Here is a 25,930-nt window from a genome sequence, read left to right as displayed (position 1 = left end):
CGGGTGGTTTTTTATGTTCCTAATATCTTCTTCAACATCTCCTTATCTATATCTCCGCCTGCGAAATCGTCAAAGGTTTTTTCGGTGGCTTCTATAATATGGTCCTGAATAAATTTGGCGCCTTCCAGGGCTCCCTGTTCCGGGCTTTTAATACAACATTCCCATTCCATTACTGCCCATACATCACAACCATATTGAGTAAGTTTGGAGAAAATAGTTTTAAAGTCTATCTGGCCGTCACCTAATGATCTGTACCTTCCGGCCCTGTCTCCCCAGTCATTATACCCTCCAAAAGCACCTTTCTTACCTGTAGGGTTAAACTCAGAATCTTTTACATGGAAAGATCTAATGAATTCATGGTAATGGTCTATATAGGTTATATAGTCTAACTGCTGTAAAACGAAATGGCTTGGGTCATATAAGATATTCACCCTTTTATGATTTCCGGTGGCCGCCAGGAATCTCTCAAAAGTATCGCCGTCATGAAGGTCTTCACCCGGGTGTATTTCATAACAAACATCCACACCTTCCTCATCAAAATGATTAAGTATTGGCATCCACCTTTTTGCCAGTTCCTCAAATCCCATTTCCACCAGTCCTGGTGGGCGTTGTGGCCAGGGGTGCCAGGTATGCCATATCAAGGCCCCTGAAAAAGTTGCATGGGCCTTAATCCCCAATCTTCTACTCGCCGTAGCGGCTTTTTTAACCACATCAACTGCCCAGGCCGTTCTTGCTTTGGGGTTGTTCTTTACACTATCAGGTGCAAAATTGTCAAACATCAGATCATATGCAGGATGAACCGCAACCAGTTGCCCTTGCAGGTGAGTAGAAAGTTCTGTAATCTCCAGACCATAGGAGTTTACTTTTCCCTTTAACTCGTCGCAATAGGTCTGGCTTTCCGCTGCCTTATCTATATCTATTAAAAAACTCTCCCAGGTAGGGATTTGAATTCCTTTATACCCCAGGTCGGCAGCCCATTTGCACATACCATCCAGAGAGTTAAAAGGGGCCTTACTATCTACAAATTGTGCCAGGAAAACGGCAGGTCCTTTTATTGTTTTCATTCTTGTGTTTAGTTGGATTATTGAAATTAATGTTTTATCAAATTTTAAGAATTAAGCCCTATATTTAAAGGCGCATATAACTTAAGGTATACTTAAAAAAAGTCCAGTCATAAATATAGGAAATACCTTAGAATAAAAATAAAAATAGTAGGATGAATCAAAATAACCTGTATGATGTAAGAGTTGCGGAAACAGGAATTATACGGAGATGGGCCTCCATGGAATTCTTCTTTATCAGCAAACTGTGTTAATCTTTCAATTATATATATGGCTTTCACTACCAGGGTGGCAAATCATGCCACTGAACAATTTAAAACAGATTAATTGTCCTAAATCAAACTAAAAACTATGAAGAATGCATCAGCAAGAAATATGTGGGGCGATTACCTGGATAAACATCTGGAATATGCTTTTACAGATGAACCAAGAGTTACTCATTTGAGAGATAATGAGGAGGACGCCAACAGACTTCTTAAATTAGTTTTGGCTGGAAAAAAAAGAGCAATTTCACACTCTTTATTAGGCCTTCAATACAGGAAAGAGGCGTTACCTAAGATTGGTGATTTTACCGTATTAACAGATTGGGATGGTAATGCAAATTGCATTGTACGTACCGTGGCTGTTAGGTTAAAGCCTTTTTTTGCAATCAGATCTTCCTATGCGAAACTCGAAGGGGAAAAAAAGGGATCTTTAGACTATTGGAAGGAAGTTCACTGGGATTACTATACCAGGGAATTAGCAGCATTTGGGCGGGTTCCCCGAGAAAGTATGATTGTGGTATGTGAAGTTTTTGAGAAAGTTTTTGAAAGATCCTAATTACCTTTCTGTACTTGTTTAATTCAACAGCGGTCTACAGAGAGCGTTTTGTCAAAAAATATCATTTAAAATATTAAAGTTTATATTATGTTCCGTAACCATCTGCCATCTTTTTTACTCCTCTTTTTTACAATGTGTACTGCAGTAACTTTAGCGCAAACGGCTGTCTGGGAAGATCCGGAATGGGAGAATCCAGAGATATTTCAAATAAATAGAGAAGCTCCTACTGCCAGTTTTTATCGGTACCCTAATGCCGGGGAGGCTTTACAAAATGACAGCTGGGAGAATTCATCATTTTATATGTCGCTCAATGGGGATTGGAGTTTTCACTGGTCTAAAAATGTTGCGGGGAGAGCATTAGATTTTTATCAAGACGGTTTTGACACTGCAGATTGGCCAACCATAGCTGTGCCTTCCAACTGGGAGTTACAAGGATACGGTATTCCAATTTATACCAATATTGTTTATCCTTTTCCTAAAAATCCGCCCTTTATCCCACATGAAGAAAATAATGTAGGTAGTTACAAACACAGCTTTGAACTTCCGGCAGATTGGGAAAACAAAGAAATATACCTCCATTTTGGTGGCGTTAGTGGCGCAATGTATATATGGGTTAACGGTAAAATGGTAGGATATAATGAGGGAAGTAAAACCCCGGCAGAATTTGCCATAACCGACTATGTACAACCCGGATTAAATACAGTCTCAGTTCAGGTTCTCAGGTGGTCTGATGCCAGTTACATGGAAGATCAGGATTTTTGGCGCTTAAGCGGTATAGACAGAGATGTATATCTCTATGCGACAAACAAAAATACCATCAAAGATTTTCGTGTTGTAGGTGACCTTGAAAATGATTACAAGGATGGAGTATTTTCACTAGATGTTAAACTAGCCGGAGAAAAACTTCGAGGTCTTGCCGTGGAGGTTAAATTATTAGATGGGGAAAGTACCATTTGGAATCAAAGTAAAACCTTAAAGAAACAGGAGCAGCAAATATCATTTAAACAATTCTTGCCCGATATTAAAACCTGGGATGCGGAAAATCCCAATCTATATACCCTTTTAATTACCCTTACAGATAAAAAAGGGAATACCCGGGAGGCCATTGCCGAGAAAATAGGATTCCGGAAGGTGGAGATAAAAAACAATCAGTTTCTTGTCAATGGAAAGGCCGTACTTTTAAAAGGCGTAAATCTGCATGACCACGATGAAATTACAGGCCATGTTGTATCTGAGGAACTAACGCTTAAGGACCTGGAGGTCATGAAACAGAATAATGTCAATGCCATCAGATGCAGCCACTATCCGAAAAATGAATATTTCTACCGCCTATGCGATAAATACGGCTTCTATGTAGTAGATGAGGCGAATATTGAAATACATGGGATGGGGACTACAAACCAGGGACTGGACTACAATGAGAAGGCAAAAGAGATGCATCCGGCATATCGTCCGGAATGGAAAGCTATGCATCTGGACCGGACGATCAGGATGTTTGAAAGAGATAAAAATTTCACAAGCATTATCACCTGGTCTCTAGGGAATGAAGCGGGTAATGGCGCCAATTTTGTGGCCACTTATGAATGGTTAAAGGAGCATGATACTACCAGGCCAGTACAGTATGAAGGAGCTACTAAATATGAAAATACCGATATACAAGCCCCTATGTATGCCACAATAGAAGATATGGTAGCTTATGCCGAAAATAGTCCCAAACGGCCCTTTATACAATGTGAATATGCTCATGCCATGGGAAATAGCGTAGGAAATTTGCAGGATTATTGGGATGTTATTGAGAAATACGATGTATTGCAAGGTGGTTTTATCTGGGATTGGGTAGATCAGGGGTTAAAGTCTAAAAACGAAGATGGAATTGAATTTTACGCCTTTGGTGGTGATCTTGGCGGTCATGATCTGCAGCACGATAATAACTTTTGTCTTAACGGGATAGTTAATCCGGATAGGTCTGCGCACCCTTCATTGTTTGAAGTGAAAAAAGTATATCAATATATTAAGTTCCACAATCAGGATCTGAAAACAGGCCAGCTCAGAATTCAAAATAACTACGATTTCACCGATCTGTCCGATTTTGATTTTTCATGGGAATTAACAGAGAATGGTATCCCCGTTGAAGAAGGTGAATTATCATCGGTAGCACTCACTCCTGGTGCAACTAAAGTTGTTCAGGTAAGTTTGCCTGCTCTCCGGAACCCGTTTTCAGAATACTATTTAACCGTTTATGCAAAAACCAAAGCTGCGGCACCTTTGATGCCAAAAGGTCATCTGGTAGCATATGAGCAGTTTCAGCTCACAGCCTTTGTCCCATCAGTATTTACCAATACTACAGAGGGCATCTCAGTGGCAAAGAACGACGAGATTATTACCATAAGTGGGGAGGGATTTGAAGTGGGTATTAATAGTGAAAACGGCAGTGTGGTATCTTTGGATTATGGCAATGGAAATTTGATAATTAAAGGGATGCAGCCCAATTTTTGGCGTGCTCCAATCGACAATGATTATGGATATAATATGCCGGAGCTCTTAAAGAAGTGGAAGCTGGCTACAACGACACAGCCTCTTGCCAGCCTTGAATTAAATTATGATGAACAGGAAACTTCCCTTGACCTTATAAAATTAAGCAGGAATCCTTTTAAGGTTAAAAACAGTTTAAATGTAGTTGCGACTTACAAATTACCGGCGGTGGAAGGCGAAGTTGCCATTACCTATAGTATCAATAACAAAGGTGAGATTTTGGTCAGGAATCAACTGATGAATATTAAAGAGAACCTTCCCATTTTACCCAAATTCGGAACCAACTTTATTATTGCTAAACAATACGATGATGTAAATTGGTTTGGCAGGGGGCCACATGAAAATTACCAGGATCGCAATACTTCTGCGTTAGTGGGACTTTACAATGCAAAAGTTAAAGAGCTGTACTATCCTTACATCAGGCCGCAGGAAAATGGCAATCGAACTGATATAAGAACAGTCTCTTTTACCAATGACAATGGCAAAGGAATTATAATAAGTGCGGGGCAACCATTTGAGTTTAGTGCACACCATCAGTACAATTCAGATTTTGATGAGGGCCCGACAAAAAACCAAAGACATACCTACGATATCCCGGAACGCGATCTTATCAATATAAATATAGATTATAAACAAATGGGTGTTGGAGGTGATAACAGCTGGGGATTAATGCCGCATAAGGAATATCAAATTCTACCCACAGATCTGTCTTACAGTTTTATAATAACACCGGTTAAATAGAAATCTATAAAACACCTTTAAAATTAATTACCCCTCCATAAAATACTCATTGAATTTTATAGAGGGATATGTTTTTGTCAAGGGTCTATTTCAGGCCTACTTTTTTAATCTCACCCATTTATTACCCCCTTTATGGGATGCCACTGTGGCTTCAATAAAATCCATTCCACGAACTCCGTCTTCCATGGTAGGGAATTCTCCATCATTGTACTTTCTGCCCCTAATGGCCTTGGCGGCACCTAAATATATGTTAGCCATGGAATCAAAAATCCCTTCAGGATGCCCGGCTGGTAGTTTGGTGCCATCCAGAGATAATTTGGAATTATAACCATGACCAGGCTTATATATTTGTACTGGTTCAGTATCGCTTAATTTATATAAAAAGTTAGGTTTTTCCTGTTCCCAGCGAAATGCTCCCTTCTCCCCATAAATAGCAATGGCCAATCCGTTTTCCTCACCTGTGGCTACCTGACTTCCCCTGATTACCCCTTTAATATGCTCGTCCATACGGATGAGTACGGTACCATCTATATCCATCTTGTTGTCTTTATACAAATAATTAAAATCGCACAATAAAGACTTTACCTTTAAACCAGTGGTATATTCTACTAAATTAAAGGCGTGCACCCCAATGTCTCCCATACAAGAGCTAATACCCGCTTTCTTAGGGTCCAGGCGCCAGACAGAAGAGCGCTTTTTCTTATCGTGAATTATGGTATTGATCCAGCCCTGGTAGTATCTGGCATCTACTTTATGTATTTTCCCAAGTGCTCCGGCCTTAATCATTTCTCTCATCTGCCTTACCATAGGGTATCCCGTATAGGTATGTGTAAGAGCAAATACCGTTCCTGCTTTCTTATGGGCCTTTTGAAGTATTTTGGCTTCTGCATAAGTAGTGGTCATTGGCTTTTCACAGATTACATGAAATCCATTGTCTAGTAAGGTCTTTGCCATAGGAAAATGCAGGAAGTTAGGTGTGAGCACCGAACATACCTGGATACGTTCCTCTGGCGGGAGTTTCATCTCTTCTTCAATAAAGGTGTCGAAGTCTTTATAAACCCTGTTTAGAGGAATATCTATCTCCCTGGCAAATGCCTTATTCATTTTAAAATCCGGGTTAAACACTGCACCGGTAATTTGATAGTTGTCATTGATATGTGAGGCCACTCTGTGCAGCACTCCAATCAGAGAGTCGCCCCCTCCTCCAAGTATTCCAAGTCTGATTTTTTTAGGCATAATCTTTAGATTCTATGTTTAACTATGTTTTATATTCTATCTTTTCGTTCTTAAATAAAAGTACAAACAACACAAATACTACTGCTGCAAAAATGGCGGGGAATATCCATATTTCTTGCCAGCTATGGGTATTTTCAGCGATTAGATATTTATCCGATATTTTCCCGGCCACCCAAAAGCCAATAAGCATTCCTATACCGTATGTAGCAAGAGTAATAAGACCTTGTGCCGCACTCTTAACTTTCTCACCTGCCTTGGAATCTGTATAAATCTGCCCTGAGACAAAAAAGAAATCATAACAAATGCCGTGTAGTGCAATTCCAATGACAAGCATAAAAAACAGCTCTCCCGCATCGCCGAAGGCAAATAAGGCATACCTTATCACCCATGCCAGCATCCCAAACAAAATGGTTTTTTTAAAACCGTATTTTTTAAAGAAAAAAGGCAATAATAACATAAACAATACTTCAGACATTTGTCCTAAAGTAGCCCATGTGGTAGAGTTTTCAACCTTGTATTCTGTAAGAAATAAACTGATATTCTGATAGTAAAACGCAAGCGGAATACATATTAATACCGAGGAGAGAAAAAAGACCAGAAAGTTGCGATCTTTCAAAAGTTTTAAAGCATCAAGGCCCAGGATATCCGATAATGCCACTTTTTGTCCTTTGTCTACACTTGGTGGTGTTTTTGGCAATGTAAAACTAAATAGCCCCAGTAATGCTGATGCCACTGCTACCATTAAAAAAGTATTGGACAAGGCGCCTTGTTGAATATTTTCTATTGCATCCCACTTAAAACCAAAACTTATTATCCATCCGGCAATGATCCATCCGGCGGTACCAAAAACACGAATAAATGGGAATTGCTTTGCAGGGTCCGACATCTGATTAAATGACACAGAATTTACCAGTGCCAGGGTGGGCATATAGGCTATCATATAACCCAGCACATACGGATAAAACGTGCTGAATTCTGTTGTCTGTGACATCTGGTACATCAGGATGGCACCAATAATATGTAGTATTCCAAGTATTTTCTCAGCATTAAAATAGCGATCGGCAATTAATCCAATAATAAAGGGGGCAATAATGGCTCCCCAGGATTGTGTGGAAAACGCCATTGCTGATTCTGCTCCTGTGGCACTTAAATTATTTCCAAGGAATGATCCAAGAGTTACAAACCAGCCTCCCCATATAAAAAATTCCAAAAACATCATTATGGATAGCTGGATACGCGTCTTGTTGTTCATAGTGTAATTTATCTTTTATAGAATATAAAATCTAATGGGATAGGTTCAAGATCATTGCTTCTAAAGTCCATTGATATTTGTGACCTGTGATGGGTGGAATGATTTATAATGTGAAATAAAATATCTTGTAAGGTATTGGTAAAGAGTCTTCCTTCTGAATTCTCATAGTCGATACGTTCTTCAAAATCATCAGCGTTTGTCGTTATTTCAAAAGAACTCCGCTGATTTTCATAGTGTATGTCTCCCCAGTCTTTAATAGGGTGAACCTGCCATGCCTCATACTCCGCAGGTTTTCCAAGAATTCTGGCATTCCAAATATGGTGTGCATTCAGTATATGACTGAAGAGAGATATGCTTTTCTCGGACACATTTTCGAGCTTATTGCATTCTTCAATAAGCTTCTTATTGCAATAAAAATTGTAATCAAAAAGTTGGTTAAAAAAAACCTTCATACCACGATGTCTGGTTAGATTTAGTTGACTTTTTTAGCAGCATTTAAGAGCAGTTCTTTAGTGGCGAGAATCCCTTCTTCTTCACTAAGCTCACTTCCTTCATATTCTACTCCTATATGTCCGGAATAACCAGCATCTTTTACCAGCTGCAACATTCTCACATAATCTATTTCGGTCTCGTTGCCATCGGCGTCAAAGTTATGCGACTTGGCACTGACTGCTTTGGCATGCACCATAAGTTCTTCCACACCTTTATATATGTCATACATTTCAGCACAACCTGCCCCGTAATCTTTAGGATCTTTTCTTTTGATACAAAAATTACCAAAATCAGGAAGTGTTCCACAATTAGACATGTTTACCTTATTCATTACTTCGGCGACCATTGCCGCATTCGAAGATAGCCCACCATGATTTTCTACAATAATATTGATGTTTTTATCCTTGGCGTAAGTAGCCAATTTTGTAAGGCCGTCAATAGAATTCGCTGTCCATTCTTCAGGAACATCGCTGCCGGCAAGGTTAACTCTTATGGCATGGCATCCCATAGCCGCGGCCGCATCTACCCATTTGTGGTGGCGCTCAACCGCTTCATTCCGTTCTTTTTCATCACTAACCGCCAGGTTTCCCTGCCCATCAATCATTATCAGAAGGTTTTTCATGCCGTACTTTTCGGCCTCTTCGTTAGATCTTTTTACAAATGCAGCCATGGCCTCCTCAGAATAATTGGCATCTGCCAGTTCCGGGTTGTAGAGGGCGCTGACATATTCCAAACCGGTGAAACCCCATTCATTTGCCATTTTCGCAAAATTGTAAGGATCTGCTTCCCCTTCCCATATCATCCTATGCATGGACCATTGGGCCAAAGAAATTTCAAAGAAGGGCTCATCAGAACTCATAACCTCTTCACTAGATTCGGTTGTTGCCTCCTCGGTCTTTTTGGCCTCTTTACAAGAAACGAAAACCGCAATTAATACAATTATCCCAAAGATGGAACTCGCCCGGACTAAATTTATTCTGTTCATTTTTATGATTAGTTAGTTGAATTTTTATTTCTAGAACTACTACAACGTTATAGTACGACTCTCATATGAAGTATAAAGCTAAATGTAGAAAATTAATTTTATATTTAATAAATTTAAAGGATAAACAATTTTATAAATGAGCAAATATTATTACAACGAACCACAAGATTCCTATGACGCAATAGTTGTTGGCACAGGGATCAGTGGTGGATGGGCTGCAAAAGAATTATGTGAGAACGGTCTCAAGACCTTGGTGCTTGAAAGGGGCAGAATGGTAAAGCATATTGAGGACTATGAAACGGCAAATTTGGATACCTGGGATTTTCCCAATGCCAATCAGCCCACACGTGAGGATATTGCCAAACAACCTAAACAAAACAGAACGGGTTATACTACCAGACCGGCTAGTGCCAGATGGTTTGTAAATGATTTAGAACATCCTTATAATGAAATTAAACGTTTCGACTGGATGCGAGGCTATCATGTGGGCGGAAGGTCTTTGCAATGGGGTAGGCATAGCTACCGATTCAGTGATCTCGATTTTGGTGCAAACCAGCGAGAGGGGATTTCGGTTGATTGGCCGGTTCGATACAAAGATATTGCTCCATGGTACGATAAAGTGGAGTCCTATATTGGGGTTTCCGGCGAACTTTTGGGATTACCTCAACTACCAGACGGACAGTTTGAACCTATGATGGAATTAAACTGTGTAGAACAACATGTCAGGGAACAGGTAGCTGAAAAATTTGATGGCCGTGTAATTACTTCCGGCCGGGTTGCACATATAAACAGTGACAAAAAATTTGAGGGAAGAACTCGTTGTCAATTCCGGAATCGCTGTATCAGAGGCTGTCCTTTTGGCGCTTATTTCAGTAGCCTTTCGTCTACATTACCCGCCGCAGAAAAGACTGGCAATATGACGTTAAGACCAGATTCTATTGTTCATGAGGTCATGTACGACCCGGACACCAAACGAGCTACGGGGGTTAAGGTGATAGACCGACTTACCAAAGAAACTTTTGAGTTCAAGGCCAAGGTAATATTCCTTTGTGCTTCGGCCATTGCATCAACCTCTATCCTTATGCAATCTAAGTCGGATCGCTTTCCTAATGGAATGGGGAACGACTCAGATCAATTGGGTAGAAATATCATGGATCACCATCTTGGTGTTGGGGCTTCAGGTAAATTTGATGGCTTTGAAGACAAGTATTACAAGGGTAGAAAACCCGGTGGTATCTATCTTCCCCGCTTTAGAAATTTAGGAGGTGCTTCGGATAGAAAAGATTACAAAAGAGGTTTTGGTTATCAGGGCGGCGCTGCCAGAGGAAACTGGGATGAGGCTGTGGCAGAAATGTCTTATGGTAAAGATCTGAAAGACGCTATTCTAAAACCAGGGGGATGGACCTTTGGAATGGGTGGATTTGGAGAGGTACTTCCTTATGAAGATAATCGGATGACTTTGGATTATGACAAACTAGATGGATGGGGCTTACCGACAGTTACTTTTGATGCAGGCTTAAAGGAAAACGAATGGGCAATGCGAAAAGACATGCAGGAATCGGCCATTGAGATGCTCACCAAGGCTGGTCTAAGGGATGTTGAAGGTTTTGACAGACCAGTAGCTCTGGGTCTGGGTATCCATGAAATGGGAACTGCCCGTATGGGTAGAAATCGTAAGACATCTGTACTCAACGGCAACAACCAGGTACATGATGTTCCTAATGTTTATGTTACAGACGGATCATTTATGACCTCTTCTGCTTGTGTAAACCCATCATTAACTTATATGGCCTTTACGGCCAGGGCTGCAAACCATGCTGCAGAACAACTTAAAAAAGGACTACTATAATGGATAGAAGAATTGCACTGAGAAATATGGGCCTGGCCCTTGGATATACTGTTGCTACGCCAACATTACTAAGCCTTGTTCAAAGTTGTAAAAATGAAGATGTGCTGGCCTGGACGCCAGATTTCTTTAGTAAAGAAGAGGGGGAAGTAATTACGAAACTCGTAGATATCATTTTACCAAAAACAGATACGCCTTCGGCAACAGAGGTTCAGGTAAATCTGTTTATAGACCGTTTTGCCGATCAGGTAATGGAAAAAGAGCAGCAAGATTTTGTTAAGATGATCACCGGAAAGTTTATAGAAAAGGCAGTTAAGGATTCAGGTAAAGAGAATGCAGCTGAATTGGAATCAGCAGATCTTGAAGCTACATTAGCAGCAACGCTCAAAATCAGTAAAGAGCAGAGAGAAGCCAACCAGGAAGCTGTTGGAGAATTTATGGAGGCGGCGGCTAAAGGTGAAACAGCTAGTCTGGATGATACTGCGGCCATCTACGCTTTTGCGGACAACATAAGAAACATGACCATCTGGGGGTATAAAACTTCCGAATACGTTGGTGAAAATGTCCTGGCTTATTTACCGGTACCAGGCGAGTATGTTGCCTGTGGTGATGTAGAAGAACTTACTGGAGGTAAGGCATGGTCTCTATAAATTAAATCATTTGAAAAGAAGAAATTTTATACGTAATACTGCACTCTCAGGCGGCGCTATTTCGCTGACCGGTGCATCTGCTTACGGAGCTTTATCTAAAAATAATTCTCCTGAGAATCCCAATAAGTTCAACTTAAAATACGCTCCTCATTTGGGCATGTTTAAACATCATGCAGGGGCAGATCCTATTGATCAGCTAAATTTTATGGCGGATCAGGGCTTTACAGCCCTCGAAGATAATGGTATGGGCGGAAGAGATTTGGCGCTTCAGCTAAAGATGGCTGAAACAATGAAAGACAGAGGTTTGGAAATGGGGGTATTTGTCGCAAATAAGATTTATTGGACCAAGCCCAATTTAACCTCAGGGGATAAAGATAAACGCAAAGAATTCCTTGATGATATCCACAAGGCCGTTAATGTGGCCAAGCGAGTTAATGCAAAGTGGATGACCGTGGTTCCCGGACACGTAGATTTGAAATTGTCTATGGGATATCAGACTGCCAATGTCGTAGAATCTCTTAAACAGGCATCTGCCATTTTAGAGCCTCACAATCTAATAATGGTTTTAGAGCCATTGAATTTCAGAGACCATCCTGGTTTGTTCCTTACCGAGTCTCCACAGGCTTATGAAATTTGCAAGGCAGTAAATTCTCCTTCTTGTAAGATCCTTTTTGATATCTATCATCAGCAGATTCAGGAAGGTAATTTAATTCCGAATATCGAGGCGTGTTGGGATGAAATTGCCTACTTCCAAATTGGGGATAATCCGGGTCGCAAAGAACCTACCACAGGAGAGATTAATTATAAAAATGTTTTTCGATATATCCATTCAAAAGGATACAACGGAATAATGGGCATGGAACACGGAAATTCTAAAGCGGATAAAGCCGGTGAACAGGCCGTAATTGCTGCTTACAAAGAAGTAGATTCCTTTCTATAATAATTTAATCAGTAAACTTCCCGGAATACTAATAACAGCTGTAATAAGCCGTACAGACATATTTACTGTAGGTTTTTTATTACTTTTTTTTGATGTTCGTTCAATAAATCGACAATTTTAACGTTGTATATGAAAGTTTCCCTATTTGGGAAGCGTCTAAACCCAAATGGACACCTACCTATACATACTCGTCGTTTATTGCCTGCTACTGGTAGCGGTAAGGATGGCTTATCGTCAATTCGTAAAAAATTGATCTGTCTTTTCCCCAACTTAAGTTCTTTCTGCAAACTTTAACATTAAGTTGACAAAATATTTAGGTTCCCGTAATCTTTTTCTTGATAAGTTGCGTATATATAAAAAACCTTATCATTAGGGGCATTGATATGGACAATTACGTCATTCTATTACTTATCTATTCTGCATTATTTGTTATTTCCTATAATGTCTTGAGGCCCTATTTTAATAAATAGACGGGCTTCACATAATTACCACTGATTGCAACTTGCTTTTTGTGTAATTTTTTTATGCCTGCTGATTAAATCTTAAGTTTTACTAAAATTAAATACCCCGAAATCTACCGTATTCGTGGGGTGGTATATTCCGAGGTACTTTTTACAATAAACACTAGCCTGGCAAGTTCATTACCAGGTATATGAAACTATGATCCGCACATAAGACAATCATCATCTGCCTGGCCCTCTTTGGCCTTAGCGATCAATTGTTTCATCTCTTCCGGAGACATAGGTTCAACTTCTGTCTCCTGAGCTTTAATAGGGGTGGTTTCTACCGGTAAAGCTGCAGCGGCTTCCGGGGAAGCAGCGGTAACTTCCGCTTCAGCAGCTATGCTAATTGGCACTTCTTTCTTTTTAGTGTTATCCAGAGTAAATTTAATAGCGTCAACAGCGGCCTTGGTTCTCAGATAATACATTCCGGTTTTTAGACCACTTTTCCACGCATAAAAATGCATTGAAGTAAGTTTGGCGTAGTTGGCATTTTCCAGAAATAGGTTGAGCGACTGGCTCTGGTCTATGAAATAGCCTCTCTGTCTTGACATATCAATTATGTCTTTCATACTCAATTCCCAAACGGTCTTATAAAGCTCTTTAATATCATCAGGAATAATATCTATGTGCTGAATAGAACCATTTGCCCGCATCAACTCTTGCTTAAGGTTTTCGTTCCACAATCCAAGTTTTACCAAATCTTCCAACAGATGCTTGTTTACTACTATAAACTCTCCTGAAAGCACTCTTCTGGTATAGATGTTGGAGGTATAAGGTTCAAAACACTCATTATTCCCTAAAATCTGAGAAGTACTTGCTGTTGGCATTGGAGCTACTAGCAAGGAATTACGCACCCCGTGCTTTTTAACATTCTTTCGCAATTTTTCCCAATCCCATCTTCCGGAAAGTTCGTTGTCTTTTATACCCCACAGATTGTGTTGAAACTCACCCTGTGAAATTGGAGAACCCTCATATGAGGAATACGATCCTTCTTCTTTTGCAGCTTCCATAGAAGCAGTAACTGCAGCATAATATAAAGTTTCAAATATCTCCTGGTTCAACTGTTTAGCCTCATCACTGGTGAATGGAAGTCTTAGCATGATAAAAGCATCGGCTAATCCCTGAACGCCAAGCCCTATTGGTCTATGACGCATGTTGGAGTTTTCAGCTTCCTTAACAGGATAGTAGTTTCTATCTATCACCCTGTTCAGGTTTTTAGTAACCCTCTTGGTTACCTTAAAAAGTTCTTTATGATCAAAACTTCCATTTTTAATGAACATAGGCAGGGCAATAGACGCCAAATTACATACGGCAACCTCATCCGGAGAAGTGTACTCTAATATTTCCGTACACAAATTAGAAGACCTGATTGTTCCCAGGTTTTTCTGATTACTCTTTCTATTGGCCGCGTCTTTATAAAGCATATAAGGTGTCCCGGTCTCTATTTGAGATTCCAGGATCTTTTCCCAAAGCTCTCTGGCTTTAACAGTTTTACGCCCTTTGTTCTCTTCTTCGTATTTTAGGTATAACTTCTCGAACTCCTCACTGTGGTTAGTAAACAATCCCGGGCATTCATTAGGACACATAAGGGTCCATTCTTCGTTTGCCTCTACCCTACGCATAAAAAGATCGGGAATCCACATTGCGTAAAAGAGATCTCTTGCCCGCATTTCTTCCTTCCCATGATTCTTCTTTAAATCCAGAAAATCATAAATATCTGCATGCCAGGGTTCTACATAGATAGCAAAACTACCTTTCCGTTTTCCACCACCCTGATCCACATATCTGGCCGTGTCGTTGAATACTCTTAGCATGGGAACAATTCCGTTAGAGGTACCATTTGTTCCTGCTATATAAGAGCCTGTCGCTCTTACATTATGGATAGATAATCCTATCCCACCTGCAGACTGAGATATTTTTGCTGTCTGCTTCAGGGTATCGTAAATCCCATCTATACTGTCATCTTTCATGGCGAGTAAGAAGCAGGAAGACATCTGTGGCTTTGGTGTTCCTGAATTGAAAAGCGTCGGAGTAGCGTGTGTAAAATACTTTTTAGACATCAACTCATAGGTTTCAATAGCAGCATCCAGATCATCAAGGTGAATACCTATGGAGACTCTCATTAGCATATGCTGAGGTCTTTCAGCAATTTTACCATTCAATTTTAAAAGATAGGACCGTTCTAATGTTTTAAAACCGAAATAATCGTAGCCAAAATCTCGGTTATAGATTATAGTAGAATCTAATTTATCTGCATTTTCGGAAATTACCTTAAACACTTCATCCGACAATAACGGAGCTTTCTTCCCCGTTCTGGGATTGATGTATTCATAAAGGTCCTTCATGGTCTCTGAGAAAGACTTTTTAGTATTCTTATGAAGGTTTGAGACAGAAATACGTGCAGCTAGTTTGGCGTAGTCAGGATGAGCTGTGGTAAGGGTAGCCGCAATTTCTGCAGCCAGATTATCCAGCTCTGATGTGGTAACTCCATCATAAAGCCCTTCTATAACCCGCATAGATACTTTAATAGGGTCTACGCGTTCGTTGAGTCCGTAACATAATTTTCGAACCCTAGCCGTGATCTTATCGAACATTATCGGCTCTTTTCTTCCATCTCTTTTTACTACAAACATGCTGCTACAATTATTTTTTGGTTATACGTCGGTTATCGTATCTTTTGAGGTCCTAAGACAAAAGATACTTGTAAATGATTGATCTTCAAGGCTATAAAGCCTTTGAATTTTGTAATTATTAATTTATCTGTTAGAAATCTGCATCAAAGCTGATCTTCTGCGAATCTGTATCTTTCTCTTTGTTGAGAACCCCGGCTTTTTGATATTCAGAAACTCTTTTTTCAAAGAAATTGGTTTTTCCCTGAAGAGAGATCATATCCATGAAATCGAACGGATTCGTCGCATTATAAACCTTTTCGCACTCTAGTTCTACCAGCAAACGATCGGTTACAAATTCAAGGTATTGTGTCATCAACTTAGAATTCATTCCAATAAGGCTTACTGGTAAAGATTCTGTGATAAACTCCCTTTCAATATCTAAGGCGTTGGTTAAAATGTCTGTTATTCTGGATTTTGGCACCTTATTGATCAAATGCTTATTATGAAGGTGTACGGCATAGTCACAGTGCATTCCTTCATCTCGGGAAATCAACTCATTTGAAAAGGTAAGTCCAGGCATCAGACCTCTCTTTTTTAACCAGAATATAGAGCAGAAAGCTCCGGAAAAGAAAATCCCTTCCACAGCTGCAAATGCAATAAGCCGTTCTGCGAAACTTGGAGAATCTATCCATCTTAAAGCCCAATCTGCTTTCTTTTTAATAGCCGGGAAATTTTCTATGGCCTTAAATAAAATTCCTTTTTCCTTCTCATCTTTTACGTAGGTATCTATTAGAAGGGAGTAAGTTTCGGAATGAATATTCTCCATCATAATCTGGAAACCATAGAAAAACTTGGCTTCTGTGTACTGCACTTCACTTACAAAGTTTTCCGCCAGATTTTCATTAACAATGCCGTCTGAGGCTGCAAAAAATGCCAGAATATGTTTTATAAAATACTGCTCATCTGCACTGAGTTTATTAGACCAATCTGTCAAATCCTGGTGTAAATCTATCTCCTCCGCAGTCCAGAAACAGGCCTCACACTTCTTGTACCATTCCCAGAGATCATGATGTTGTATTGGAAAAATCACAAAACGATCATCGTTTTCCTCTAAAATGGGTTCAATCTGTGCAGACATAGTTATATATTTTTAATTGTTAATGAATTTATTCTGTAGGATGAAAATTACCTTACGGCTGGGACTGACAAAGATTGGAAAATGTTATCGAAATGTAAAGGCAGTTTTTTGAATTAGCCTTCAAAGTTTTTAACATGGGATGTTGAAATGTAGGTTGGCAATAGATGTTTACTGGACTTGCCAAAATTTAAAAATTTGTATAAAAAAATAATCAAAAAAATAAACCAAGAAGTATAAAAAAGAAATCTTCCTGGTTTGTGATTACAAATTACCTTATATACAGAATTAAGTTAAAATATAGATAACTAAAAAATAGGGATGTTTCTAAAAAAGGAAATGGTACTGGTAAAAAAAATACCGCCAAACCTTTCGACTCTGAGGTGAGAAATATTTTGAATCATAATAATATGCTGATCTAGGTAGTTCCCCCGAAACCTGATAATCTAGCAAATTCCATGGCCAACATGTTGGTCTGGCAATTCAATTAGCATCTACACCTTTGAGATCGTTATTACACGAGGGAATGTTAAAATTAACATTACTCCCAATAGAGCCGAATTTAAGGTCTGACAGTGTTATTTTAGTCTTGTTAAAATCTGTTCTTTTAATCTATTTATTTTCTAGTGGCGGTAAACTCCCCATTAATATTCAGTAGTTTCCCCTCACTATTCTTCAATTCTATTTCCAGACTACCTATAAGTAGCTCGGGGCCTACATAAGAAATATTAATATTCCCATTTTCAGCAAAAAAAGGAAGCTCACCAATCTCTTTTATATCGGCAAATCCAAATACTCCTTCAAAATCTTTAATTAGGCCTTTTATTTTTACAGGGACCTTATAATTCCCCCGTCTGAGTTCTTTACTCCAATTCTGTTTACTTATCAGAAAACCCATGGAGTGGGCCTTTTTATTTTCGTTATTCTCAAGATCCAGTCTGATAACAGAAAAAGGTTTACCCTTTGCTGAAATCTCTATGGCAGTACTAAATGAGACGGCCCCTTCCAGTAACTTCGATTTACTATCTGAGGTAGTAAGATGATATCTGCCTTCAACCAGGGCCCTATCATTCCCCTCTTCAAATGGTGAAACAAAAGATGTAAAGACAAAAGGCATTACAAACCAAACTGCTAATCGGACAGATCTAATAAAGTTTCGGGGCATAATAATGTGTTCTCAGAAGGTTAGTAGGTATAATCTAAGGCAAGTGTTTTATCTTCAACCAACAAATCATCCGAAGCAACATCATTTATCACGACTTCATCAATAGATGGAAGACGTTCATTTTGCTGCATAATTATGGCAAATGCAATAGTCAGGAGAAGAAGGGTGAAAAAGATGAGGCATTTTTTCATGACTTGGTGTTTTAAAAACATATGAACTTCCTACATAATTAGGACTAATTCATATCTCTAAAGTAAAGTGTTCGCCCTGATAACCATATAGTATTTGTATAATTGGTAAGAATTTTTGTATAAACGGTATGACTTTTTTTGACGCCTAATTCATAAAATCATAAGTAATTGATATTCATGTTGTTACCTATGTTTTTTATTATAGTTTTTTGTAGTATAAATACTACAAATATTAACTGATTCTAGCTATAACTCCAATCCTAATCCATTTTTTACCAATCACACGCAAAACAACCCTATTGGTACATTTTTTTGTCTCCTTAACATTCAATACTACTAATTTTGGTTATATTACCTTATATAGCTCTCAGCCAAATGATTGAAGCAGTAATTGTAGATGATGAAATAAAAGCATTGCAAAGTCTTTCCTGGGAATTGACTAATTTCAGCGATGAAATCAATGTTGGCGCATCCTTCACCGACCCTTTTGAAGCATTGCGTTATTTGGATAATAACACGCCGGATTGTCTTTTTTTAGATATTGAAATGCCCACCATGGATGGTTTTCAATTTATTCAAAAGTTGAAAAACCAGGATTTCCCAGTAGTGATCACCACCGCTTATAACCAATACGCCATAAAAGCGCTGAAGAATGAGGCGATAGATTATCTTCTTAAACCAATAGACACGGACGACCTAAAAGATACTATCGTTAAAATTAAAAAGCACAACGCAAAGAATTATACCGCTGAACGTTTAGAAAAAATCCTGATTAATTTCAATTCTAGCTCAATACACAAGAAAATTACTCTAAATACAGATGGCAAATTATTGTTTTTGGAGAACGATGAGATACTATATGCTGAATCTGATGGGAACTACAGTACGCTTTATCTTGCCGATGGTCAAAAAATTGTTCTGACCAAAAAACTAAAAGAGGTTAATGAATTACTCCCTAGTGATTCTTTCTTTAGGATTCATAATTCTTATATTATCAACCTGACAAAAATTAAGGAGTTTCTTAAAACGGATGGGTATGTGGTTTTACAATCTAACCATAAGATTCCCGTTTCACGTCAAAAGAAATCCGATTTTTTAGATTTGCTCTAATCAATTCTAGAATTACAAATGTTAAAGAATTCTTACCTCCCCCTTATACCCCTTGTTGTTGCCAATTATTCATGGGCTTTTTTAGTTTTTCTGATGCTCTTTGTAAACGTAGTTGGTGCCCAGAAGAACTCAGAAAACTTCAAGGAAATCACTGAAAACCTTATTTCCAAAAGTCCGAAGACCTACAATGAACTCGAAACTGTCCTTAGTCACATACAACGAGACACCAGTTTGATGCGCTATTTTGCTAATGCTTCATTAAATGAAAATTACTCCCATGGTGCCTCTTATGCCTATAATAAACTAGGTGTTTCGTATCGGGATTATTCACTATATGACAAGGCCATTAACCTGCATAAAAAGGCTTTAGAGATTGCCGAGACTAGTGATAATACAGAATTTCAAATATACAGCTTAACCATGTTAGGGGCCGTCTATAGGCTAACAGAGGCCATCCCGTCTGCCCTGGACTGTGCCCAAAAAGCCATTACGTTCGCAGAGAACATTGAGAACCCCAATGTGGATATAAGAAGTAATTTAAATCTTTCTCTAAACAATATTGGCCATATCTATAGGACTTTAGGCGAATTTGACCTGGCAATTACCAATTTTAAGAAATCAAATGCGTTTGTGGAGGAATTGGGCAATCCGCTGCAGCTCGCCATGAATTATATGGCCATTGGAGAATGTCTTGAGGCTCAGGCCAAGCTTGAAGAAGCGTATCAAAATTATGAAAAATCGCTGGCTTACAATGAAGCGGCCAACTCTGATCGAATTCATTTATTATCAAATTTGGGCATCGGGCATATTTATGTACATCAGGGCAAAATAAAGGAAGCCCTTGAAATCTTTGAACCCTTAGTCGCGTTGTCTAAAAGTCTTGGAGATATGAAGATTATCGCGGCCATACATATAAACATAGGCTGGGCACACATCCAAAATAACAACCCTGAAAAAGCCAATTACAATTTAAATCAAGGGCTGGAATTGGCCAAAAAATACAATCTGCTTAGCGAGATGGAAGAGGCATACTCTTTCTTAGCTGATTTATGGGAAGCGCAGGATGATTTTAAAAAATCTAAAGAATTTTTTATCCAGGCTGGAAATGTTGAGAAGAAAATTTCCAATGATAGAAATAGACGCTACGTAGCCGATTTGATAGCGCTATCGGAGTCCGAAAAAAAGAGCAATCAGATTGACGTGCTCGCTAAAGAGAATGAAATAATAATCTTAAGGCTGCGAAGAAATCAAAATACGTTATTAATAAGTGCATTGTTATTGGCCTTGTTTACTTTTCTGCTATACATCCTATACAGACAAAGCCAGCTTAAGAGCGATAAAAAGATGTTAACCCTGGAGCAGAGTATGCTAAGGAGTCAGATGAACCCTCATTTCTTGTTCAACTCATTGAATTCTATTAAGCTCTATATCATTAATAACGAAAAGAAAAATGCCGTTCATTACCTCAATAAGTTCTCGAAACTCGTACGTAAAATTCTGGAAGCCTCTTCGCTTAAGGAAATCCCTTTGGCAGAGGAATTAGAGACCGTTGGTTTGTACATGAATATTGAAAATATTCGTTTTTCTAATGAAATAATATTTGAAACTAATATTGATGAGGAAATTGACCCCCATCTGGTAAAAGTTCCGTCTCTTATCCTTCAGCCTTTCCTTGAAAATGCCTTGTGGCATGGATTATCATCTAAAGAGGGTGAAAAGAAAATTGAACTTCATGTAGGCAAAGGGAAAAATGGGTTTATTACAATATCTATAACCGACAATGGAGTCGGAAGAGCCATGGCCGAAAAGCTAAAGGAAAGCAAGGTACTTAAAAGGAAGTCTGTAGGAATAGATATTACCAAGGAAAGATTAGCTAATTTCTCAAAAGATTTCCAGAACAACTTTGAAGTTGAGATTATAGATCTTTTTGACGATAATGGCACCCCAAGTGGAACGAAGGTAGTGCTGCACGTCCCAACTATTTAGTATGTTCCTGCGCAACTTTCTCTAATTCCGCATACCACTTTTCTCCAAATTTTCTTATTAATGCTTCCTTCACAAACCTGTAAATCGGGACCTGGAGTTCATCCCCTAAGGCACAGGCCGGATCACATATTTGCCATTTGTGGTAGTTAACAGCGGTTAATGACGAGTACTCTTTAACACGCACCGGGTAAAGATGGCAGGAAATAGGTTTCTTCCAGCTTATGGCTCCCTTGTTATAAGCCTCTTCCAATCCACATTTGGCAATTCCGGAATCGGAAAATATGACGTAGGCACATTCGCTCTTGTTCACCAGTGGCGTTTCCCATTCCCCATCTTCGCCCTTCACAAAAGCGCCTTGTTCTTCTATAGCGGCAACCCCTTCTTTCCTTAGGAAAGGTTTCACCTTGCTGTAGATATCTACCAAAATCTCGGTTTCCTTATCTTCAAGCGGGGCTCCTGCCTCACCATCAATACAGCACGCACCCTTACACGCATTGAGGTTACATACAAAGTCGTTTTCAATAATCTCTTCCGAAACAATAGTATCTCCCAGCTGAAACATTTCCGTTTTTTATTGCCGCAAATATACTTTTTTAAGAAGATTGTAGATCAAATAATTTCCCAACCAGTATTTTCAAAGCATATAATTAAATGTACATTTGCCTTAAAATTAAAGTTAGGGGGTTATTTGTACATCTTTAATATCATAGTTTTCAAGAATGAACAAGACAGTAACGGTAGTACTCATTATACTCGCAATTTTGCTTATTGCCTATAATATAACTATAGTAGACTTTGAGCAGCCATTGGAAGGCAACAGCATCATTGCAATAATTGGCATATTAGCTGCGCTTTGTGCCATTGTTTTGCTGCTTATTTTTATTACTTCAAAAAAAATCCAGAACAAAATAGAAGAAGACTAGTTCTATTTTCTGCTGATTGTAACTTTCCCTTGTTGATATGAATAGGTTTCATTTCGGACGGCATTTATACTATTCCAGAAACGTAATCATTGGCCAATAAAAAGCGTAATCAGTTTAAAAACTGATTGCTAATTTACTGTCTCAATTTTATCTGCCTCACTCTGTTCAATCTGAGGACGCTCCAGGTCTATTACTTTTTGAAGCATGGCGTCTGAAGCAGATTTTATCATCGCCTGTACATTAGAAGAGTATAATTGCTCGGCCAATGCCCCTTTAATATGTAGTTTCAACTTATTTTCAAAGTCGTAGAAATTCATTTTCAAATTACTGGCTATGGCGAAGTCAACAAAATTTTCGAACATAATGTCGTCTACCCGGAACTCTCTCAGGAACTCCTCCTTTGAATAATGGGCATACCTTGTTCTGTCTTCCTCCAGGTGGTTAAAGATAAATCTGGATAAGAAACCAACACTGTCCAGACTTTCCACCGCTTCTTCTTCATTGGTGCCAATAGGGACAAAAACATCCGGAATTATACCGCCTCCCCCATAAACAACTTTACCTTTTGGCGTTCTAAATTTTAACGAATCAGTGACTTTTATACTATCTACAGAAACTAGCTCTCCACTGTGATATCTCTCTGTAAATTTTTCGTAATAATCCTTGCTTCCATTCTGGTAATCTTTCTGTATAGACCTTCCGGTAGGAGTATAATATCTGGATACCGTTAAACGCACAGCAGAACCGTCTCCCAATTCCATTTCCCTTTGCACAAGCCCCTTGCCAAACGATCGCCTGCCAACTATTATACCAATGTCATTATCCTGAAGTGCGCCGGCAATAATTTCACTTGCTGAAGCAGATCTTTCGTTTATCAGTACATACACCTGCTGATCTTCAAAACTCCCGCGTTTGGTGGCAAAGGTTTTATCTATTTTGCCTTTTTTATTCTTGGTAAACAAAATGAGCTTCCCGTCTTCCAGGAACTCATCTGCCATTTGTTCCGCAATCCCCAAATAGCCCCCTGGATTGTCTCGCAGGTCTAAAGTTAACTTCTTAGCTCCTTGCATTTTTAAGCTATTAAGGGCCGCCATAAATTCTTTATACGTAGATTCTGCAAACCGATTTACTTTAATATAACCCATCTTAGGCGTTAGCATAAAATAAGAATCAACACTTTTAATAGGAATTCTATCCCTTTTTATAGATACAGTAAATCTTCTATCCTCAGATTTCCGGTATACTTCCAATTTTACGGAAGTCCCTATTTTTCCTTTAAGTGCGCTTACCACGTTGTCACTAGGCATATTTCTGCCATAAAGGGTGTCATTATCTGCTAATAAAATTCTATCCCCCGGCTTTATTCCTTTTAAATAACTGGGCCCTCTTTCTATTGTCCTTATAACAGAAATAGTATCGTTAACCATATAAAAACTAACCCCAATCCCCACAAAATCTCCCTTCATATTCTCCGAGACCCTCTGCATTTCATTTTTACTGATGTATACTGAATGTGGATCCAGTTTATCCAGGATGTTATTTACCGTCACATCTACTATGCTGTCCGTATTTATGTCATCTACATACTCATAGTCTATATAGTCTATTAATCTGTTTAACTTGTCCTTTTTGGAGTTTGTGGTAAATAATTTTTCGGGCGTATCATTGAAGTGAAGTTTCCCTCCAACAAAAATACCCACGGCCAAAGCAAGGGCAATTATGGTGGGTAATATGTAATAACTCTTCTTCATAGCTCCTTTACGCTAAACTAAACTTTCGATAACCGGTAAATGCTCTAGCGCCACACCGGCCCTTTTTAAAAATTGTAATCCTGAATCGTCTTTATACTCTATCTGGTATACTACACGTTTAATGCCAGACTGATGAATGAGTTTGCTACATTCCCTGCATGGGGATAGGGTAATATATAAGGTTGCTCCCTCGCAAGATTGAGTAGAAGAGGCTACTTTTGATATGGCATTGGCCTCTGCATGCAACACATACCATTTGGTGTACCCCTCCTCGTCCTCGCAAAAATTTTCAAAACCCGTGGGTGTTCCGTTATAACCGTCAGAAATGATCATTCTGTCCTTAACTACTATAGCCCCAACCTGTTTTCGATGGCAATAGGATAACTTTCCCCACTCATGTGCCATTCGTAAATAGGCCTTGTCATATTTCTCCTGCTTGCTTTCCTTCATTAAAAAAGTCTTATTTATTGACTGCCATTTTACAGGCAAAGCACTAAGATACCTGCTTTGAAAAACCCCTACAACACTAAACGGTTAATTTTCTATTAAAAACGTTAATAGGTAAGATGACCCTGCATATTCTACAAAGTTAATAGCAGGCATTAGCCCGGAACAGAAGCTAATAGCAGCGGTATGGTAATAATTGTGATAACAATAGAGCTCAAAATGATAAAATTTGCCTGCTTTATCTTCAAAAATACTGGTATACTGCTTGTTGCTAAAAGGATAACAAGCAGTATCAACAATTGTGAAATTTCAATCCCCCCGGCAAAACCCAGCAAAGGGACTATTTTCTCATCCTCTTCGGCCATCAGCATATTGAAATAATTAGAGAATCCAAAACCGTGGATAAATCCAAAAAAGGCTGTGGCCAAAATATGCAGATTGAATTTCAGGTTAAAAGATTGATATTTTACGCAAAAGATATTGAATGCTGCAGTCAAAATGATCGTAACAGGTATTAGGAATTCTATGAGTGGCACCTCTATACTCAGGATTCCATAGGCGGAGATTCCCAATGAAATACAATGAGTTACGGTAAAAATTGTAGCCAGTACCACTACTTTCTTCCATCCTTTAAAAGTGAAGGGAATGGCCAGTGCACAAAGAAATAAAATATGATCATAGGCATTGGGATCCATTACATGGTTAAAGCCAAGGGTAATATAGAACCAAAATTCCTCCATATTTTATTGAAATCAATAGTTGTATTGGTAAACGTGACGCTATTGTCTGCCGGTTAAAGTACTATCAGAGCCCTCTTTCTGCCTGTATTTGTTCATAAGCCTTCTGAACCTGTTTAAACTTTTCTTCGGCGCCTTTTTTAATAGCTTCATTTTCGGTGATTACTCTATCCGGATGATATTTTTTTGCCATGGTACGGTAAGCCTTCTTCACTTCATTATCTGTAGCTGTCTTTTCTATCTCCAGTATCTTATAGGAATTGTCAACAGACTTCACAAACATGGCCATTATGCTTTCAAAATCGTTAGGACCCACCCTTAAATATCCTGCGATTTCTCTGATTTTATCAATTTCGGCCTTACTAACAATTCCATCAGCCTGGGCAATTCCAAATAAGAAATGCAGAAGTTGCAATCTTACTTCGTAACGGGTACGCTGGTTGAGGAAGGTACATATCCGCTGGGCTGAAATTTCGCGTTTTTTGATAACCTCATTAAAAGTTCTGAATATCGCATTGGCTTTATCCTTGCCATATGTGCTTAGGAAATACTGGCGCACATAGTCTAATTCTTTCTGACTTATCTGCCCATCTGCCTTAATTACCAAAGAACAAAGCGATAAAAGATGGAGTTCAAAATCGGCCGGGGAGACAGTTTGTCTTCTCATGTCGCTAAACACCGTTCTTGCTTTATTGCCCCCACTTGCGTTGTCTATAAAACTTCCAATTAGAAATCCTACAACTGCTCCTGGGAACCTGAACAAAAAATATCCTAGCATTGCTGCGAACCACTTTATCATAGTGAATTTCAAATTTT

General features: G+C 38.9%; 22 protein-coding genes. 8 read left to right on the top strand and 14 right to left on the bottom strand.

Features of this window, described 5'->3' with window-relative positions; all coding sequences use genetic code 11:
- Positions 1-11 precede the first annotated feature (11 nt).
- Positions 12-1,064, bottom strand: a complete 1,053-nt coding sequence (locus J1G40_RS09185; protein WP_265242332.1) for a sugar phosphate isomerase/epimerase family protein — start codon at positions 1,062-1,064, stop codon at positions 12-14.
- Between the two features lie 348 nt (positions 1,065-1,412).
- Between J1G40_RS09185 and J1G40_RS09180 the strand changes: the two genes are divergently transcribed.
- The gene (locus J1G40_RS09180) at positions 1,413-1,880 is read left to right on the top strand and encodes an ASCH domain-containing protein (RefSeq protein ID WP_265242331.1); all 468 of its coding nucleotides are present in this window, start codon (positions 1,413-1,415) and stop codon (positions 1,878-1,880) included.
- A gap of 87 nt (positions 1,881-1,967) precedes the next feature.
- A complete protein-coding gene (locus tag J1G40_RS09175) occupies positions 1,968-5,153 on the top strand; it encodes a glycoside hydrolase family 2 TIM barrel-domain containing protein (RefSeq protein ID WP_265242330.1) in 3,186 nt (1,061 codons plus the stop codon).
- 96 nt (positions 5,154-5,249) lie between these two features.
- Here J1G40_RS09175 and J1G40_RS09170 read toward each other — a convergent pair whose 3' ends face one another.
- The 4 genes from J1G40_RS09170 to J1G40_RS09155 are packed head-to-tail and all read right to left on the bottom strand — an operon-like array spanning position 5,250 to position 9,118.
- The gene (locus J1G40_RS09170) at positions 5,250-6,389 is read right to left on the bottom strand and encodes a Gfo/Idh/MocA family protein (protein ID WP_265242329.1); all 1,140 of its coding nucleotides are present in this window, start codon (positions 6,387-6,389) and stop codon (positions 5,250-5,252) included.
- Between the two features lie 22 nt (positions 6,390-6,411).
- The gene (locus J1G40_RS09165; protein WP_265242328.1) at positions 6,412-7,641 is read right to left on the bottom strand and encodes an MFS transporter; all 1,230 of its coding nucleotides are present in this window, start codon (positions 7,639-7,641) and stop codon (positions 6,412-6,414) included.
- 8 nt (positions 7,642-7,649) lie between these two features.
- Positions 7,650-8,093, bottom strand: coding sequence for a DinB family protein (locus J1G40_RS09160; RefSeq protein WP_265242327.1), 444 nt, complete (start codon positions 8,091-8,093; stop codon positions 7,650-7,652).
- A gap of 20 nt (positions 8,094-8,113) precedes the next feature.
- On the bottom strand, positions 8,114-9,118 hold the full coding sequence (locus tag J1G40_RS09155; RefSeq protein ID WP_265242326.1) for a sugar phosphate isomerase/epimerase family protein: 1,005 nt from the start codon (positions 9,116-9,118) through the stop codon (positions 8,114-8,116).
- 136 nt (positions 9,119-9,254) lie between these two features.
- On the opposite strand from J1G40_RS09155, the gene J1G40_RS09150 reads away from it, so the two are divergent.
- The 3 genes from J1G40_RS09150 to J1G40_RS09140 are packed head-to-tail and all read left to right on the top strand — an operon-like array spanning position 9,255 to position 12,554.
- Complete coding sequence (locus J1G40_RS09150) at positions 9,255-10,967, top strand: GMC oxidoreductase (RefSeq protein ID WP_265242325.1); 1,713 nt, start codon at positions 9,255-9,257, stop codon at positions 10,965-10,967.
- Positions 10,967-11,614, top strand: coding sequence for a gluconate 2-dehydrogenase subunit 3 family protein (locus J1G40_RS09145; RefSeq protein ID WP_265242324.1), 648 nt, complete (start codon positions 10,967-10,969; stop codon positions 11,612-11,614). The genes J1G40_RS09150 and J1G40_RS09145 overlap by 1 nt, the downstream gene beginning before the upstream one ends.
- Positions 11,615-11,624: 10 nt before the next feature.
- Positions 11,625-12,554, top strand: coding sequence for a hydroxypyruvate isomerase family protein (locus J1G40_RS09140; protein ID WP_265242323.1), 930 nt, complete (start codon positions 11,625-11,627; stop codon positions 12,552-12,554).
- Positions 12,555-13,212: 658 nt separating this feature from the next.
- On the opposite strand, the gene J1G40_RS09135 is transcribed toward J1G40_RS09140, so the two are convergent.
- The 4 genes from J1G40_RS09135 to J1G40_RS09120 all read right to left on the bottom strand — a co-directional run bounded on the left by J1G40_RS09135 (position 13,213) and on the right by J1G40_RS09120 (position 18,160).
- Entirely contained in the window at positions 13,213-15,690 is a 2,478-nt protein-coding gene (locus J1G40_RS09135; protein ID WP_265242322.1) for a ribonucleoside-diphosphate reductase subunit alpha, read from the bottom strand.
- A gap of 130 nt (positions 15,691-15,820) precedes the next feature.
- Entirely contained in the window at positions 15,821-16,807 is a 987-nt protein-coding gene (locus J1G40_RS09130; protein WP_265242321.1) for a ribonucleotide-diphosphate reductase subunit beta, read from the bottom strand.
- A gap of 613 nt (positions 16,808-17,420) precedes the next feature.
- On the bottom strand, positions 17,421-17,969 hold the full coding sequence (locus tag J1G40_RS09125) for a hypothetical protein (RefSeq protein WP_265242320.1): 549 nt from the start codon (positions 17,967-17,969) through the stop codon (positions 17,421-17,423).
- 20 nt (positions 17,970-17,989) lie between these two features.
- Positions 17,990-18,160: a hypothetical protein gene (locus tag J1G40_RS09120; RefSeq protein WP_265242319.1), complete on the bottom strand. Its 171-nt coding sequence runs from the start codon at positions 18,158-18,160 to the stop codon at positions 17,990-17,992.
- Between the two features lie 375 nt (positions 18,161-18,535).
- Between J1G40_RS09120 and J1G40_RS09115 the strand changes: the two genes are divergently transcribed.
- Both J1G40_RS09115 and J1G40_RS09110 read left to right on the top strand, forming a co-directional pair.
- Positions 18,536-19,270 (top strand): LytR/AlgR family response regulator transcription factor, encoded by a 735-nt coding sequence (locus J1G40_RS09115; RefSeq protein WP_265242318.1) that lies wholly within the window; start codon positions 18,536-18,538, stop codon positions 19,268-19,270.
- Between the two features lie 18 nt (positions 19,271-19,288).
- Positions 19,289-21,256 carry a tetratricopeptide repeat protein gene (locus tag J1G40_RS09110; protein WP_265242317.1) on the top strand — a complete coding sequence of 656 codons (1,968 nt, stop codon included), beginning with the start codon at positions 19,289-19,291 and terminating at the stop codon, positions 21,254-21,256.
- On the opposite strand, the gene J1G40_RS09105 is transcribed toward J1G40_RS09110, so the two are convergent.
- Positions 21,249-21,818, bottom strand: coding sequence for a DUF3109 family protein (locus tag J1G40_RS09105; RefSeq protein ID WP_265242316.1), 570 nt, complete (start codon positions 21,816-21,818; stop codon positions 21,249-21,251). The two genes, J1G40_RS09110 and J1G40_RS09105, sit on opposite strands and share 8 nt — an antisense overlap.
- A 157-nt stretch (positions 21,819-21,975) precedes the next feature.
- On the opposite strand from J1G40_RS09105, the gene J1G40_RS09100 reads away from it, so the two are divergent.
- Entirely contained in the window at positions 21,976-22,179 is a 204-nt protein-coding gene (locus tag J1G40_RS09100; protein WP_265242315.1) for a hypothetical protein, read from the top strand.
- Positions 22,180-22,307: 128 nt separating this feature from the next.
- On the opposite strand, the gene J1G40_RS09095 is transcribed toward J1G40_RS09100, so the two are convergent.
- From J1G40_RS09095 to J1G40_RS09080, 4 genes are all read right to left on the bottom strand, one after another.
- Positions 22,308-23,930, bottom strand: coding sequence for a S41 family peptidase (locus tag J1G40_RS09095; RefSeq protein WP_265242314.1), 1,623 nt, complete (start codon positions 23,928-23,930; stop codon positions 22,308-22,310).
- A gap of 12 nt (positions 23,931-23,942) precedes the next feature.
- Positions 23,943-24,380: a deoxycytidylate deaminase gene (locus J1G40_RS09090; protein ID WP_265242313.1), complete on the bottom strand. Its 438-nt coding sequence runs from the start codon at positions 24,378-24,380 to the stop codon at positions 23,943-23,945.
- 152 nt (positions 24,381-24,532) lie between these two features.
- On the bottom strand, positions 24,533-25,117 hold the full coding sequence (locus J1G40_RS09085; RefSeq protein ID WP_265242312.1) for a HupE/UreJ family protein: 585 nt from the start codon (positions 25,115-25,117) through the stop codon (positions 24,533-24,535).
- Between the two features lie 64 nt (positions 25,118-25,181).
- Positions 25,182-25,913: a TerB family tellurite resistance protein gene (locus tag J1G40_RS09080; protein ID WP_265242311.1), complete on the bottom strand. Its 732-nt coding sequence runs from the start codon at positions 25,911-25,913 to the stop codon at positions 25,182-25,184.
- Positions 25,914-25,930 lie beyond the last annotated feature (17 nt).

It is taken from the genome of Muriicola sp. Z0-33, assembly GCF_026126425.1.
Classification (GTDB): Bacteria; Bacteroidota; Bacteroidia; order Flavobacteriales; family Flavobacteriaceae; genus JAFMPW01.
Note: the sequence above shows the minus strand (reverse complement) of the source record. Positions and strands in the feature narration are given on the sequence as shown.